This window comes from Streptomyces sp. NPDC012825 (assembly GCF_042900925.1).
Lineage (GTDB): Bacteria > Actinomycetota > Actinomycetes > Streptomycetales > Streptomycetaceae > Streptomyces.
Genome location: NZ_JBIBBZ010000013.1, coordinates 61,279 through 75,749, shown reverse-complemented (window position 1 = coordinate 75,749; position 14,471 = coordinate 61,279). Strand labels below are relative to the sequence as shown.

Annotated in this window: 15 protein-coding genes and 2 pseudogenes; 8 read left to right on the top strand and 9 right to left on the bottom strand. The window is 70.0% G+C overall.

The features are described 5' to 3' along the window. Positions 1-375: a DUF6896 domain-containing protein gene (locus tag ACFY7E_RS24160; RefSeq protein WP_389488048.1), complete on the bottom strand. Its 375-nt coding sequence runs from the start codon at positions 373-375 to the stop codon at positions 1-3. Between the two features lie 207 nt (positions 376-582). Between ACFY7E_RS24160 and ACFY7E_RS24155 the strand changes: the two genes are divergently transcribed. From ACFY7E_RS24155 to ACFY7E_RS24140, 4 genes and pseudogenes are all read left to right on the top strand, one after another. Further along, positions 583-1,440, top strand: a complete 858-nt coding sequence (locus ACFY7E_RS24155) for a hypothetical protein (RefSeq protein ID WP_389488046.1) — start codon at positions 583-585, stop codon at positions 1,438-1,440. 551 nt (positions 1,441-1,991) lie between these two features. Next, positions 1,992-3,197, top strand: coding sequence for a hypothetical protein (locus ACFY7E_RS24150; RefSeq protein WP_389488044.1), 1,206 nt, complete (start codon positions 1,992-1,994; stop codon positions 3,195-3,197). 45 nt (positions 3,198-3,242) lie between these two features. Beyond that, a pseudogene (locus ACFY7E_RS24145) lies at positions 3,243-3,785 on the top strand (hypothetical protein); the annotation flags it as partial. Positions 3,786-3,860: 75 nt separating this feature from the next. Continuing rightward, the gene (locus ACFY7E_RS24140) at positions 3,861-4,055 is read left to right on the top strand and encodes a hypothetical protein (protein ID WP_389488042.1); all 195 of its coding nucleotides are present in this window, start codon (positions 3,861-3,863) and stop codon (positions 4,053-4,055) included. 624 nt (positions 4,056-4,679) lie between these two features. Here ACFY7E_RS24140 and ACFY7E_RS24135 read toward each other — a convergent pair. From ACFY7E_RS24135 to ACFY7E_RS24125, 3 genes are all read right to left on the bottom strand, one after another. Continuing rightward, complete coding sequence (locus ACFY7E_RS24135; protein WP_389488040.1) at positions 4,680-4,991, bottom strand: hypothetical protein; 312 nt, start codon at positions 4,989-4,991, stop codon at positions 4,680-4,682. Positions 4,992-5,197: 206 nt separating this feature from the next. After that, positions 5,198-5,995 (bottom strand): helicase associated domain-containing protein, encoded by a 798-nt coding sequence (locus ACFY7E_RS24130; protein ID WP_389488038.1) that lies wholly within the window; start codon positions 5,993-5,995, stop codon positions 5,198-5,200. 295 nt (positions 5,996-6,290) lie between these two features. Beyond that, entirely contained in the window at positions 6,291-7,085 is a 795-nt protein-coding gene (locus ACFY7E_RS24125) for a DUF6193 family natural product biosynthesis protein (RefSeq protein ID WP_389488036.1), read from the bottom strand. A 90-nt stretch (positions 7,086-7,175) separates the two neighbouring features. On the opposite strand from ACFY7E_RS24125, the gene ACFY7E_RS24120 reads away from it, so the two are divergent. From ACFY7E_RS24120 to ACFY7E_RS24110, 3 genes are read left to right on the top strand one after another with little or no spacing between them, the layout of a single operon-like run. Further along, entirely contained in the window at positions 7,176-7,511 is a 336-nt protein-coding gene (locus ACFY7E_RS24120; RefSeq protein WP_389488034.1) for a hypothetical protein, read from the top strand. Positions 7,512-7,569: 58 nt separating this feature from the next. Further along, a complete protein-coding gene (locus tag ACFY7E_RS24115) occupies positions 7,570-7,872 on the top strand; it encodes a hypothetical protein (protein WP_389488218.1) in 303 nt (100 codons plus the stop codon). 39 nt (positions 7,873-7,911) lie between these two features. Beyond that, positions 7,912-8,307, top strand: coding sequence for a hypothetical protein (locus ACFY7E_RS24110; RefSeq protein WP_389488032.1), 396 nt, complete (start codon positions 7,912-7,914; stop codon positions 8,305-8,307). A 271-nt stretch (positions 8,308-8,578) separates the two neighbouring features. Here ACFY7E_RS24110 and ACFY7E_RS24105 read toward each other — a convergent pair. Then, positions 8,579-9,386, bottom strand: a pseudogene (locus ACFY7E_RS24105) (IS5 family transposase). A gap of 59 nt (positions 9,387-9,445) precedes the next feature. Continuing rightward, positions 9,446-9,727: a hypothetical protein gene (locus ACFY7E_RS24100; protein WP_389488030.1), complete on the bottom strand. Its 282-nt coding sequence runs from the start codon at positions 9,725-9,727 to the stop codon at positions 9,446-9,448. A 276-nt stretch (positions 9,728-10,003) separates the two neighbouring features. Between ACFY7E_RS24100 and ACFY7E_RS24095 the strand changes: the two genes are divergently transcribed. Continuing rightward, a complete protein-coding gene (locus ACFY7E_RS24095) occupies positions 10,004-11,476 on the top strand; it encodes a hypothetical protein (RefSeq protein ID WP_389488028.1) in 1,473 nt (490 codons plus the stop codon). A gap of 393 nt (positions 11,477-11,869) precedes the next feature. Here ACFY7E_RS24095 and ACFY7E_RS24090 read toward each other — a convergent pair whose 3' ends face one another. The 3 genes from ACFY7E_RS24090 to ACFY7E_RS24080 all read right to left on the bottom strand — a co-directional run bounded on the left by ACFY7E_RS24090 (position 11,870) and on the right by ACFY7E_RS24080 (position 14,436). Beyond that, positions 11,870-12,766, bottom strand: a complete 897-nt coding sequence (locus tag ACFY7E_RS24090; protein WP_389488026.1) for an NUDIX domain-containing protein — start codon at positions 12,764-12,766, stop codon at positions 11,870-11,872. Positions 12,767-12,835: 69 nt separating this feature from the next. Further along, complete coding sequence (locus tag ACFY7E_RS24085; protein WP_389488024.1) at positions 12,836-13,429, bottom strand: GNAT family N-acetyltransferase; 594 nt, start codon at positions 13,427-13,429, stop codon at positions 12,836-12,838. After that, positions 13,426-14,436: an ATP-grasp domain-containing protein gene (locus ACFY7E_RS24080; protein ID WP_389488022.1), complete on the bottom strand. Its 1,011-nt coding sequence runs from the start codon at positions 14,434-14,436 to the stop codon at positions 13,426-13,428. Before ACFY7E_RS24080 ends, ACFY7E_RS24085 begins: the two co-directional genes overlap by 4 nt. Positions 14,437-14,471: the final 35 nt, after the last annotated feature.

Sequence of the window (14,471 nt, the reverse complement as noted above, 5' to 3'; positions counted from 1 at the left end):
TCAGCTGGCGACACTGAACCACCCCGGTCGCACCTCGGTCAGAAACGGTTGAAGGGACCGCACGGCGGTCCGCAGGTCCTGATCCGTGACGTCAAGAGGCTCAGGCAGGCTCAGCCCGTACCAGCGCAGCCGCCAGAGGTCGAAGATCTCGCTCCCGTCGGACGCGAAGTCGACATCGACCTCGATGCCGTCGCCGCTGACGAAGCGGCACCCGGCCCCATGAACCGAGTAGGAGTAGGTGCCGACCCGCCCACTCCGGTTGATGACCCGGTGCGAACGGACCAGGCCGAGGACATCTGCGAGTCGCTCAAGCGAAGGGATCGCCGCCCTCATGGCCGCGTGAACTGCGTTCAGAGCGTCGACGTAACCAAGCACGAGCCCTCGTGCATCCCCAACCCGTTCCATACGGCGTCATCCCCCCTGAGCCCGTGGTTGAAGGGGATTGTTCCATGGGCTGCCAGCGTCTCCGCAGGGCGGCATTCTGAAACGATCAGTAAGTGGGCCGTCAACCCGACCCCGGCGGTCTCCGTCGCCACCTGCGGGGCCACCCCGGCGACCGCAGGCTGCCGCGTCCTGGAGTACGTGTACGCCGACGCCACCACCGCCACCACCGCCACCGCGGGCACCTTCGGTGACCACACCGGCCGGGTGAAGGAGATCCGAATCTGGGTTACCGGACCCGGCGAGAACGCCTCCACCCCCTCCGCCGTGGCGCGCTACGCCTACGACGAGCAGGGCCGTCTCCGCGAGGGATGGGACCCGCGCATCACCCCCGCTCTCAAGACCGGCTACACCTACGACTCCGCAGGCCGCGTCGCGACGCTCACCCCCGCCGGGGAACTGCCCTGGACCTTCCACTACGGCAAGGCCGGCAACGCCGCCACCGCTGGTGAGGGCATGCTCCTGAAGGTCTCCCGCCCCGCCCTCAAGCAGGGCGACGCCTCCGAGACCGAGGGGCAGACGGCCAGCAGCATCGTGTACGACGTCCCCCTGACCGGCGACAAGGCGCCGCACGCCCTCGGCGCGCAGAACGCCGCCGCCTGGGGCCAGACCGGCCTGCCCTCCGACGCCACCGCGGTCTTCCCCACCGGCACGGAACCCGCCGGCCACGACGGTGCCGCCCTCACCGGCGACGCCTACACCCGCGCAACCCTCAGCTACATCGACCCCTCCGGCCGCGAGGTCAACAAGGGTCTGCCGGGCAGTGGCCTGAGTACCGTCGAGTACGACCGGCACGGCAACCCGTCCGCGAGCTGTCGCCCAACAACCGCGAACTCGCCCTCGGCGGCACTCCCGCCCATCAGGCGGAACTCGACGCCCTCGGCATCGCCGACCGCTCCACCGCCAACCGCGCCCAGCTCCTCTCCACCACCACCTACAGCGCCGACGGCCTCCGCGAGACCGACCTGCACCACCCGCTGCACCGGGTCACGCTCATAGAGCCCGTCGCCGCGGCCGGGCCCCGGCCCGCCCTGCCCGCAGGATCCATTGTCGCCGCCCGCGAGCACACCCGCACCGTCTACGACGAAGGCCGTCCCACCGACAGCCCCGTCTCCGACCGCCCCACCACCGTCACCACCGGCGCCTGGATCGAGGGCTACCCGCAGGACGCCGACCGGCGCACCACCACCAGCGGCTACGACTGGAAGAGCGGACTGCGCACCAAGGCCGTCCAGGACGCCGACGGACGCAAGATCACCCGCCTGACCGAGTACGACGCCCAGGGACGCCTCACCAAGAGCACCGCCCCCAAGTCCGGCGGATCCGACGCAGGCACGGAGATCACCACCTACTGGAGCGCCGGAGGCACCGGCGCCTGCCAGGGCCACCCCGAATGGGCGGGCCTGCCCTGCAGCACCGGCCCCGCGGGAGCCATCACGGGCGGCGGTGACAACCCCACGGCCCTCCCCGTCAAGACCACGGAATACGACCGCTGGGGCGGCGTCGCCCGCCTCACCGAGACCGCCAATGGACAGACCCGCACCACCACCGTGACCGCCGACCCGGCGGGCCGCACCCTGAAGGCCACCGTCACCGGAGGAGGCGCCGGCGCCGGCGCCGACACCACGGTCACCTACAGCCCCGAGACCGGGAACCCGCTGACCACCACCACCGGCGACGCCACCATCACCCGCGCCTACGACAAGCTCGGCCGCCTCACCTCCTACGGCGACGGCGCGGGCAGCACCACCGTCACCGAGTACGACGCCGCCGACCGGCCCGTCAAGGTGACCGACTCCGCCCCGTCCGCCCGCACCTACCGATACGACACCGCCCTGCCCGGCGGCCTGCCCACCGCTACCACCGACTCCGACGCGGGCACCTTCACCCCCACCTACGACCTGGAAGGCAACCTCACCCAGGAGCAGCTCCCCGGTGACATCACGCTCACCATCATCCGCGACCAGACCGGCGACCCGATCACCCGCACCTACCGCCGGAACTCCGACGGCGCCGTAATCCTCTCCGACACCGCGGAATTCAGCATCCACGGCCAGCTGCTGCGCAGCGACCGCACCAGCGGCGGCACCCAGGAACGCCGCTACACCTACGACGGAGCCGGAGCCCTCGTCCGGACCGACGACACCTCGTCGGGCGAGATCTGCGCCCGCCGCTCCTACGGCTTCGACGCCAACGCCAACCGCACCTCCCTCAACGTCACCACCGGCACCGGGGGCGCCCCGTGCGCCGACGGAGCAGGCGACACCACCTCGTACTCCTACGACAGCGCCGACCGGCTGATCACCGCCGGCACCGAATACGACGCCTTCGGCCGCACCACCAAGGCCGCGGGCACCGACTACTCCTACTTCGCCAACGACATGGTCCGCTCCCAGACCACCGGCGACCGCCGGCAGAACTGGAGTCTGGACGCTGCGGGCCGCCTCGGCTCCTGGACCGCCGAGTCCAAGTCCCCCGAGGGCACCTGGGAGACCACCGCGACCCGGACCAACCACTACGGCTCCGAGGCCGACAGCCCCGACTGGATCCTGGAGAGCGCCGCGCCCCGCCAGACCAGCCGCTTCGTCAAGAGCAGCGAGGGCGTCCTCGCCGCGATCGCCGGCGGCGGCACCGCCCTGCAACTGACGGACCTCCACGGCGACGTGGCCGTGCAGTACCCGCTGGACACGGCGTTCGCCCCACTGGTCCTGTCCACCGACGAGTACGGCAACGCCACCGGCGAGACGGCCCGCTAAGGCTGGCTCGGCTCCCGTCAGCGCTCCACCGAGACCGCCGACGGCACCGTCCTGATGGGCGCCCGCCTGTACTCGCCCGCCACCGGCCGCTTCCTGAGCCAGGACTCCGTCCCCGGCGGCAGCTGCAACGACTACTCCTGCGGTGACCCGGTCAACAAGAGCGACACCACCGGTACCGCCTGCCGCACCTACACCCGCAGCTACAAGGTCTTCGAGGGCGGCGCACCGGTCCAGATCGGCACTGTCGGCATGCGAGTCGAGGTCTGCACCAAGAACGCCGGCATCACCTGGTCCAGCGGTTCCAGCTGGGGCGACGAGGGCGGCGTCGCCTCGAAGATCGGCTGGGACCTGTCCCTCCACAGCGCCTACCGCAGCGTCAACCGCTACGCCTGGCACCAGTGGAAGGCCAACGGCAAGGGCCAGGTGTGCATGTTGAAGATCCTCCCAGTCTGTGGCTTCCAGGAGCGCTTCGAGATGAAGATGGACTACTACACCTCCGCGTGGTTCGGCTCCGCTCCCGCCCGCAACACTGCGGTCTGGAACGTACGTTGCACCAACAAGCACTGCGGATTCCGCTTCAAGCGGTGACCGACGCACCCTGACGGGGCCGGACGACACCCGTCGTCCGGCCCCCTCGGCACCTCTGACCCCGAAAGGAGCACCATGAACCACAGGCAGCTGGCCCTCGTGTACGGCTTTGCCCTGTTCCTGCTCTGCTGTGCCATTGGCTACAACCTGAACGACGGACACCCCAGCATTCCCTGGGCCCTCGCCGGAGCCGCCGCGGGCACCGTCCTCGCCGTGGCCCTCCGCAAGCGGACGGGCCGGTCCGGCGGCTCCCACGGCTCCAGCCACTGACATCGCGAGGGCCCGGACAGCGGCCCCGTGCCGCCGTCCCGCCCGGGGCACCATGCTGCCGTTCGGGGGAGAGGTAGTGGGTGGCGGCGCGGCCGCGTTGGGCGTCACCCTGTCCGGCCAGGCGCAACACGTCGGTGGCGGCCGCGCGTACACCCGCGTCCCAGCCGTCCTCGAACCGCTCCTCGACCCAGTCGGGAGCGCTGCTCTCCACGATCCAGGTGTAGGCCCCGGCGACCGCTCCGGCCTCCAGCTGCGCGACGAGCTCGTCCGCGCGCTTGGCCGGGATCCCGGCGGCGGCCAGGGCCCGGAACATATCCAGGCACGCGTTCACCGCCTCGTCCTGGTGCCGACGGAACCGCGCCAGTTCCAGTCAGTAGGCGTACGCGTGGTACGACCCCATCCTCACGCCGTTCCTCCTTCGTCGTCCCGGGCCCGCTGGGCAGCCCGCTCCGGGGCGCGTACGGGCACGGCCACCGGCGCCTGTGGAGGTGTCTTCGCGGCCGGGGCCCGCGCGGTCTGCCGGCTCTTGCGCGGCTCAGTGAGGAGGTGGGCGAGGATCATGATGACCTGACGGCCCCGGTCGCCGAGTATCTATAGTCTGGTGAGCCGGGGCTTGTTGGCCGTTTACGAGGTGCGTTCCGGATGAGCCGCGGAACGGTGGATACGGAGCCGGCGGATGCCCTTCGCTACGTAGGTGGCCGCCATGAGGACGAAGCCGATGAGGGTAAGCCAGACCCAGGACTCCGCTATCGCAAGGCTCAGCAGCACGCCGCCGAAGAGCAGGAGACAGCCGATGGTCTCCAGCAGGTCGAGGCGACCCTTGGAACGCACCGCGGGATCGGGATCACGCATACGGCGGGTGACAGGCACGAGGCCCAGGAGCTGCAGGACGATCATGCCCAGCGCGACCCAGACGGACCAATCAGGTATGTCCACGACGCGGACTGTACCGCCCATCCGCAAGCCCCGGAACGAAGATCCAGAATTCGAAGCCTCGATGTGATCAAGAAGCTCCCGGGTAGGCGGACAGCATGTTCTTCTCCGGCAACCGGATCGGCTGCCTGGATTCTCTGCGCATCAGTGTGGTGGCCACGGTCATCCTGTTCACGATCTTCAGCCGCTGATACAGCCGCCCATGCCCATCACGCCCACCACATGCCGATCTTGGAGAGCTGCTCGATCCGCTCGGGAGAGAGCGACGTGACCCGGGTGCGCTGGTTGCTGACCCATGCGCCGAGCTTGAGTGACACCTCCCGCCGCTCCTGGCCCCCGCTCTCATCGTCGCCGCCGAGCATGACGGTCTCGACGTGCTTCCTCGGAACCGTCAGATGTCCCTCGCGCTCGTAGAACTGGCGGGCGGCGGTGTAGTGCATCGCCCACTTGGCCGCCTGGCTCGTACGCGGCTTCGGCTTCTCCTCCTCGGTGGCGGGGGTGATGCCGAGGACGTGCTCGCACATCCACTGCTGCACGCTCGTGAGTTTGTCGAACCCGAGCCTCTGCGCCCGCACCCACCGCCCCAGGTCCTCGCCCTGTCGTACGGTCTCCCTGGCCGCCAGCGGCAGCGTCCCGCCCTCGTCCAGGTGCTGGCGGACGAGGTGGAAGGTGCGCTGCCACTCCACTGGCCAGCTCGGGCACCAGGACGGGTCGATCTCCTCCAATTGCTCGCGCCGTGCCTGCGACAGTGCCCCGGCCCACGACTCCACGGGCAGCTTTTTGGCCTGGCGCTGTTCCAGGTCGGCCGCCCTGCGGGCGGCGGCCCGCGCGTTCTTCAACCAGATCCCCACCGCCGCCCCCTGGAACACCGCGTCCAGCGGCGCCAGGAGGTGCCCGTTCTCCTTGTCCCACCCGCGCGCGGCGGTGACTCCTTCTTTCCCGGCGACGTCGTGGTGAGACCAGGCCATGCCGAGCTTCTCCAGTTCCCGGGCGTGCTTGGCGTCCATGCACCGCCGACGAAGCCGAGGCTCTTCCCGTCATCCTCCGCAAAGCTCTCACTGGCCAATACGCGCGGCAACGACTCGCGCGATTCCTGGCAGTCCAGTCCTATCCCACCCTCACCGAAGCAGCCCAAGATCTCGGCCTCCACCAGTCGGCCCTGGTGATCCAGATCAACCGCCTCTAACGGGACCTCGGAAAGGCACTGCTTGAACGCGCGGAACGCGGCCGGGCCATGAAACTGACTCCCTTCGGCGAGAAGGTCACCGCGGCCATCAGCACCATGCAGGGTCAGATCGCGAGTCAGCCCTGACGCTGATCGTTTGCAGTGCCTGCGACAGCATGCCCGCAGTTCGCCGAAAGCGCCCCCACCACCATGGAGATGGCTGCCGCAGCGGTGTCGCCTTCACCGATGACCGTTCCACGAGAAGGACCGCAGACGCGATATCGACCGTCGCTCAGCGGATCGATGAACGGTACGTCCCATGAGTACGGGAGCCCGGTGCAGGTCGTGAAGTGCAGCGACCAGTGGCTGGTGAACGGATACAACTGCCGCAGCTTCGGTTCGGCGGACGCAGCTTCGGCGAGCGCCAGTGTCTGGCGGGCGAGGTTGAGTTGATCGGCGTCCTGGTGCAAGTCTTCCAAGAGAAGTCGCCACTGCACGGTGACTGCCTCGGCCGGACCGCGTTCATGCGCTTCGGCCAACTCGCTCACCTCGATGAAGGCAGCATCACCCTGGATCTTACGGATCCTGGCCCCGTCACGCCAACCTGCCGCAGCTCGGGCCAGCTCGCCCAGATCGGAAGTCGATCCCGAGAGCAGCTGAACCCCCTTGCACGGGCCATTGATGTTGAACCAACGGCTCTCCGACCCGATGAAGGTCCAGCAGGGCTCCCGGCCAGGGGCTGTGCTGGTGACGCCGGCTGTCCGCAGCGGGTCCGAATCGTTGCTTAGTACCACATCCAGGTCGAGTCCCTGCTCGGCGGCAGCCAGTGCCAGTGCCGCGGCCAGACTGCCAGCAGCCGCGAGATCCGGATAGAGATCAGGGTCGGCAGGAGTCGGTTCGTGTCGAGCGGGGCACGGGGAGGTGAAGGTCACCGCTGGAGTCTGCCGTCTGCGCTGAGCAAATGGCCACCCAGGAGACGGACCTGTCGTACGGCGCTACAGTCCGACAGCGGAGGAGGGAAGGTGGCGTTGAACAAGAAGGGTTCCCGGCGCATAACCGTTGACGGGATCGAGTACCGCTGGCGGATCCGCAGGAAGCCCTCCTACATGCAAGGACTCTGCTGGACACCGATGACCTATGCGGTTGAAGCGGCCGGCGACAGCCAGCCGGGCACGACCTTGATCGTCACCAGCGGCCAGGCCCATCCCAACAACTGGGTGGGCGTCGAGACGGAGCCTATTCGTCCGTCTCACGTTGCTGCCGGCATTCGAGAGGCACGGGATCAAGGCTGGGATCCAACCCGGGTCGGTTCTCCTTTCCAGCTCGACCGATCCGCAGGATTCATCGCCCAGCCATGAGACAGAGCGGAGCAGGGCGGCGCATCTGGCCCGGCATCATGGCCTGGTGACCACATGGATGCGCTGCTACTGGGACGAGGAAGACACCTGGTTCTACTTCGAGGTCGACGCCGAAGGCTGGGTGATCCGGCAGGTCGAACTCGAAGGGCCTGAGCTGACCCCGATCGCAGCTGCCTCCCTCGCCGAGTGGCAGCGGGCCCGCGACGCAGGCCGCCTCGACGAGTACGACAGCAGGTTCGGGATGACAGCCGAGCTGCCCGTCTCGGAATGGGAAGGCCACGACCCCGAACAACTCACCTTCGAGGAGTTCGAGGAAGTCTGGGGGTCTGCCCGTCGCCAGATTGCAGCCCGGCCCGGCTGACCGCTCGGCCCCGCGGAGGCTTCTTGGCATCATCGCGACATGACCCCGCCCCTTCCCCGCACCGTCCGAGCCGTCGACACCGCTCAGCTCCTGGACCTAACCCAGGAAGCCGCCATGCACGGCTTCAGCCAGCGGCTCCCGGTCGACTGGCTCCGAGAACACCTTGCCGCAGAGGCGACGCACTACCTGTTCCCGACACTCGTGCAGCGACTCACGCACCGTCCCGAGACGCCGCTGCAGTGGAGGTGCCAGCAACTGCTGACCGTCAACACCGGCGAACAGATCTGGGGTCTGCTCGACGTCCTTCCCGACACCTTCGACAAGATCCCGGAGACCCTGGACACGGCCTCCAAGAAGGACATCGTCAGCCGCATCGAGCAAGCAGTGACCGTGCGTGAGTGGGTGGAACGGATGGCTACCGATGCAGGTTCGTGACACCCCCGGCCAGCCCTGTCGACGTGCCCTGAAAGTGCACCGCGGAATCCAGAGCGCCGGGTGAGACGGGGCCGGGCTGTCAGGCTGCACTCGTGGCCCTCGACGATGCCTGGACGCTGGTTGGGCCGAAACCACCCCCGAGCAGACCAGGGAGGCTGCCGTTTTCCGGTGCTGGCGGCCTCGGGACCGGCCCCATCCTGTCGCACTCTAGACGCAGGGTCTGACGATCCAGGCCGGGCGGCACGTTCATGTGGTCGACAATGAGCCTTTTTCATCCTGAATAGTTGCAGGTCAGCAGGATGTGGACGGCTTGAATGATGGTGCCGATGCGGCGGGTGGAGCATCGGGCTCGGCGGAGGATCCGCCAGGATTTGAGCTGCGCAAAGGCGCGTTCGCCGGGAGCTCTCAGGCGGGCGTGGTCGCGGTTGAACTGCTGGTAGTGCTCGAGCTGTTCGCGGTGGTTCTTGTACGGGGTGCGAACAGTGGCACCGGCGCCCTGGTAGGCACGGTCCGCCAGGACAAGGATCTGCCGTGTCAGACAGGCTTGCACGATCCCGTGGGCCCGGGCCGCGGTCAGGTCATGAGTGCGGCCGGGTGTCGCACGGGAGAACCACAGCGGTGCGCCGTCAGAACGGGCGATGACCTGCACGTTCATGCCATGCCGACGGTGCTTCATGGAGTAATACGGCTCGTCGGCGGTGATGCGGTCGATGGGGATCAACGTGCCGTCGACGATCACGTGGTCGCCCTCGCCCAGGCCGGTCAGGGCCTCGCGCAAGCCTGGCGCCCACGTTGCGAGGATGTCGAGAGTCTCGTCGACGTAGCGCCAGGCGGTTGCTGTTGAGACGCCGAAGCCGGCTGCGAGTTGGGCGAACGTCTCGTTCTTCCGTAGGTGGGCCAGCGTGAGGAGTGCCTGCTTGAAGCAGCCGAGCCGTCTCCAAGGCGAGTTCAGTTCACGCCTTCGGGCGTAGATCAGCCAGGAAACATGCTCGACCAGCTCGTGCGGAACGTCGAGCATGGCAGGATACGGAAACCTTCAGAGCCCCCGGGCTGTCGGCAGTGTCGAGTGGAATCAACACCGCCAACGACCGGGGGCTCTGTCACGTCACCACCCCGGCTGAACAGGTCTTATAGCCCTTCAGGGGCAGGATGAAAAAGGTTCAGTGACGGCGACAGGGCTCGGCACCTGGCTTCCGGGATGGGACAGGGTGAAGAGAAAGCACTGCTCGATCGTTTGGGCGGTATCGGTCAGGAGAGCGGAGACGGTGGTGGCGCGTTTGTCGTGTGTCACCTTCCTGACGGTGAGCCGGCCCATGGGCCTTGTCCGGTCGAGGACATCCTGGGCCTGCGTAACAGTCGTGGGGTTGTCGTCTGAGTGCTCCAGGATCCGCCCTGCTTCGCGGGCCAGGGCCTCGCTCACCCCCGGCGACCCGGACGCCGCCCGGCTGGCCGGCGTAGGAGTCGGCCGGGCACCCCGGGCCGTGGGGCCGGACGGTAGAGGTCCTTGGCGGTGGTCTCCTTCGGTAAGGTCGGGCGTGCGGCGGTCCGCGACCGCCAGACTCCGAGAGGGGATCACCGGCCCACGCCCGGTCCCCGGCCGACCGGACCAGACGTCTTTCGACTCCTCGCGCAGCATCGACCGCTCTCAACGACCGCGGCGTGCGCGTGGGGCATGCCGTCGTACGAGGAGTGTCCGATGCCGAAGGACTTCCGCTCCCGCGTGAACGCCGTCCGGGCCGTCATGGACGAGACCGGCCTGCGCTACACCCAGGCCGCCCACGAGCTCGACCGCCGCACCGCCACCGCCGGGCAGGCCGGTGACGAGCGGCGACTGGACTTCGTCCACTTCGTTCTCACCCTCACCGTGCCCGCCGATGCCGACCGGCGCGAGCTCGCCCAGGTCCTGGCCGACCAGATGTACACCTTGCGCCGGGAGAAGACCGGCGAGCAGTACCCGGGCCGGGCGGACGTGCTTGTGCCCTTCGGGTTCTGGCCGCCGGAGCCGAACCTGCCGGGATACTTCGCCGGCCTGCTGCTTGTCCGCGCCTGGGCGGCACGCCTGTGGGGCCGCGACGGTGAACTGGGAGCGGTCATCACCGACTTCCACGCCGTGGCGCGCGCGTGGTTCCAGGAGCACTGCCCCGTGCCCGTCGAAGAGACCTCGGCCGCACTCTGGCTCGGGATGACCCGTGCGCGTGCGCTGACCGCGTGCTGTGAGTTCGCCGCCCACACCCGGTACGAGGACGCGGCGCTCCCCGGGGGCTGGGCCGAGCTGATGGCCGCCCGGCTGTCCGCCGAAGCCCTGCCGGCCGGTACCGCTCCGGCACCCGCGGCCGGGGAGCCCGGGCCGGTCACCCTGATGGATGTGGCCTTCGGCATCCCCAACGCGCCCGGCGGGCTGGAGAAGACCACCGTCCTCGTCGACTGGGACACCCAGGGCGACCTGACGAAGTGGGTGCCGCAGGCGCCGATCGGTGACCCGGATCCCGTCGAGCGCCCCTACCGGGTCGTCGACCGTGACTTCCAGGGCTGGCACGAGCGCGGGGACGGCCTGTACGCCGCCGACGCCGGATGGCGCCGGAACCTGGAGGAACGCTCGTACCAGGCCCTGGTGGAAACCCGCGGGCCGGTACGGCCGGTGGATGTGGCGGCGGCGGAGGAATGCGCCGCGATCGAGGCGGCACTCGCCGGGGCCGGGCGGAAGGCGGCGGCGTCCGTGCTGGTGGCGCTGTACCGGCTGGTGCTTGCCGAGGCACAGCAGGGGAGCGGCGAGCGGCGGCAGGGCGGAGCCCGGTACCGGATCATGGCCGGCCGGGAGGGTTCCTGGGAGTCCGAGGTCATGGTGCGCCTGGCTTGGGGCATCGGCGCCGAGCTGGCCGAGAAGTCGAAGCGGTACGACGAGACGGCGGTGGAGGAGATCGTCCGGGTCGTCACCGGCTGGGTGACGGGCCCGGACCGGTACGTCGAGGTCGCGGCCACCCTCGTGGGCGGGTTCAGTACGGTCGCGGGCCGGACGGGCGGCTGGGAGACGGTGGCCGACCGGTACCTGCAACGGCACCAGCGGGTCGGGCACCCGGACCACGTCGTGGAGCGCGTCCAGAACTACCTGATGTCGCAGAGCCGGACGTACTTCCTGCTGTCACAGAGCCGGACGGGCAGCGCCGGATAACCGCTGGGGCGGGGCAGGCGACACCCGGCCTGCCCATGTCTGGTTTTGTCGACGTCACCCGACAGCGGTTGTCGACGCCCTCGGGGGGTACTCACCCGCGCCCGGGGCTCGATGTCGACGAGAAGGGGAGGTACCTGCCGGCACTCGGCAAGGGCGGGACGAGGGCCGCCACCTACGCCCGTAGCCAGCGTTTTTGTCCCGGGCCCCGGACGAGCGGCACACGGCGCCTTGCCGGTCGGCGCCGAGCTGCCGTCCGGAGCTATCGGTATCCGACGCGGGCAGCGCCTCCCGAACCGCTTGATAAGCGTTGCTCTTCGTCATCGACAGGGCCAGGGGGCAGTGGAACAGCCGATATCGGCTGCTCCACTGCCCCCTGAGACCGGCTTCAAGGGTCTATGCCGGCTCCGTCACGCGGGCGTGGCGTTGGACCAGGTCGAGGGTTTCGCCGCCGAGACGCAGGCGGGGCACGGTGGCCGGGGGGAACCAGGCGCACATCACGCCCTCTGTCAGAGGCAGGCGGGTGGGGTCGCCTTCCCAGAGCGCGGAGAAGATCCGCACGGGCATGGTCAGGCCGTCGGCGTCGCGGAGCTCCTCGTCGAGGAACGTCTCCAGATGCTCGGGGACGATGCCCGCTTCTTCCCGGAGTTCGCGGCGGATCGTGTCCTCGGGGGTGCGGTCGCCGGGATCGTGGCCGCCGCCCAGCAGGGCCCAGCAGCCCGGGGCCCAGATGCCGTCGCGCATGTCCCGCAGGTGCAGCAGGTACTCGCCGCGCGAGTTGTGGATCAGCGCGGAGGCGTTCAGCGGAGCGGCCTGTCCGTCCAGAGCCGCCGCTTTCTTCCCGAGACCGGGGTCCGCGGCCGGGCGCCAGGACCCTTCGGTGCGGGAGGCATGGGCGAGGTAGAAGGCGAAGCGGAAGTCGGCGATCGGCGCACCGGCCGTCCCGGTGCCTGGGGCGATGTCGATCGGGGCGCGGAGGTACTGCGGGGTGAGGCAGAGGTCGGCGGGCGGGATGCCGGTCTGCTCCCGGACGGCGCGCAGGGCGGTGGCCAGCGGGCTGCGGTCGCCGGTTTCGGGGCGAGTGCCCGGCAGGCCCGCTCCGGTGGGGGAGTCCGGCACGTGCAGGATGTGGCCGGTTCGGTCGACGACGACCGCGCTGCACGTCACCAGAGCCGGACCCGGTGCCGTGTGTGCAGCGAGGGCGGTTTCCACGGGGGCCAGGCGGGCGCTCTCGGCGGGGTGGCGGGCCAGGTAGGAAGCGAGGACGGAGCGGAGTTCTGTTCGACTGGGCACGGGATTCCTCGGTGTGGCGCGGGTGATGGCGGCAGGCCGGCGGACCTGGGGATCGTCCCACGGCCCCGGTCACGCGGGGGCGGGAACGCGCTCGCGGGGGTCGGGGTCGGTGGCCAGCCGGGCATGGAGGTGGGAGTCGTAGCGGGCGCCGGTGTGGTCGGTGGTGGCCTGCCGCATGGTGCCTTCCAGCAGGAGTCCGGCCCTGGCCGCGACGGCGCACGAGGCTGGGTTGCCGGTGGAGTGGTGCAGGGCGATCCGGTGGAGCCCCATGCCCCCGTCGGCGGCGGGAGCCAGCGCCCATCCGGCGGCGGTCAGCAGGGCGCCCGCCGCCAGGCCCCGGCCCCGGGCCCACGGCGCGATCCAGCTTCCGACCTCGGCGTTACCGCCGTGGATGCGGCGCAGGCCGATGTACCCGGTGAGCTCGTCGGTGCGGGGATCGGCGATGGCGAAGTGGGGGACGCCGCCGGACCACGCCTCCAGGCGGCGCCCCAGCCACCGCGCGGCGCGCTCGCCGACGGGAAGGGAATGGAGGTGGGCTCCGGTGGCCCAGCGGATGATCTCGGCATCGTCGAGGGCCTGGGCGACGAGCGGCTCGTCCCCGGGGGAGAGGGGACGCAGCGTCAGTCCGGGGCCGGTCAGGCGAGCGGGCAGCGGGGGCGTCACAGGTGGCTCCTTACGGGCTCGGGTCTGGTCTGGGTGGAGAGCTCGGCGACGTACTTAGTGAGGTGGACCCCAGGCCGGTAGGCCAGGCGCCGGTGGTCCACGGGGAGGCCGAAAAGACCGTTGAGGATCTGGTCGACGAGGTCGGCGCCGGCGGCTTCGGCGAGCCGGAACCCGGCGGCGAGACGGTGGTTGACCTCGGTGATCACGACCGGGTGGGGGTGTGCAATGGTGATGAACCCCTGGACGTCGCACGGGCCGGTGGCTCCGATCGCCGCGAGGGTGGCCTTGACCAGGCGTGTCGCCTGCTCGTGGTGGAAGGTGGCGGCGACCATCGACATGCCGCCGCTGACCAGGAGCCGGTGGCGCAGGACCACCGAGGCGACCCCGTCGCGGTCGACCAGACAGTCCGCGCTGAACTCCTGCCCGCCAATGCGCTCCTGCACGATCGGGTCCTCGACCAGCTCGCACAGCACCGCCGCCTGCCGGCGGGTGGCACAGAAGTGGACGTCCTTGGAGCCCTGCCCGCGGCGGGGCTTGACCACGAGGCCGCCGTCCTCGGGCAGGGTGTGCAGGTCCCCGGGCCCACCGGTGCGCGGGGTGGGGATGCCCGCGGCGGTGACGGCCTCGTGGAAGAGGGCCTTGTCCAGGGTGACGGCCGCCGTGCGGGCCGGGGGCAGCCACGTCCGGATACCCGCCGCGTCAAGCTCGTCGCGCATCTCGATGAGGAGGGGCAGCTCGCGCTCGACGCCCGAGATGATCGCCTCGGGCCGGAACTCGCCGAGCAGCGTGCGCAGCTCGTCCTTGTAGGCCGGGCTGTCGGCGCGGGCGACGGTCCGGGAGGAGATGCCCGGGATGATCAGTCCGGGGGCGAGGGGGTTGGAGTCGGTGCCGAGCACGGTGTGGCCGGTGCAGGCCAGGCGGGCGGCGAGGTCGAGGCCGGGGGCCCCGCCGACGCCGGTCAGCAGCAGGCGCCGGCGGGGGGCCGCGGGGCAGGGGGGCGCGGTCATGGTGGTCTGTTCCTCCCAGGAGTCGGCAGAGGCCG

Coding starts and splice junctions, on each gene's coding strand:
- ACFY7E_RS24140 (WP_389488042.1), top strand. CDS start 3,861: ATGAACCACAGGCAGCTGGCCCTCGTGTACGGCTTTGCCCTGTTCCTG.
- ACFY7E_RS24130 (WP_389488038.1), bottom strand. CDS start 5,995: ATGGACGCCAAGCACGCCCGGGAACTGGAGAAGCTCGGCATGGCCTGG.
- ACFY7E_RS24115 (WP_389488218.1), top strand. CDS start 7,570: ATGCGCTGCTACTGGGACGAGGAAGACACCTGGTTCTACTTCGAGGTC.
- ACFY7E_RS24110 (WP_389488032.1), top strand. CDS start 7,912: ATGACCCCGCCCCTTCCCCGCACCGTCCGAGCCGTCGACACCGCTCAG.
- ACFY7E_RS24095 (WP_389488028.1), top strand. CDS start 10,004: ATGCCGAAGGACTTCCGCTCCCGCGTGAACGCCGTCCGGGCCGTCATG.
- ACFY7E_RS24080 (WP_389488022.1), bottom strand. CDS start 14,436: ATGACCGCGCCCCCCTGCCCCGCGGCCCCCCGCCGGCGCCTGCTGCTG.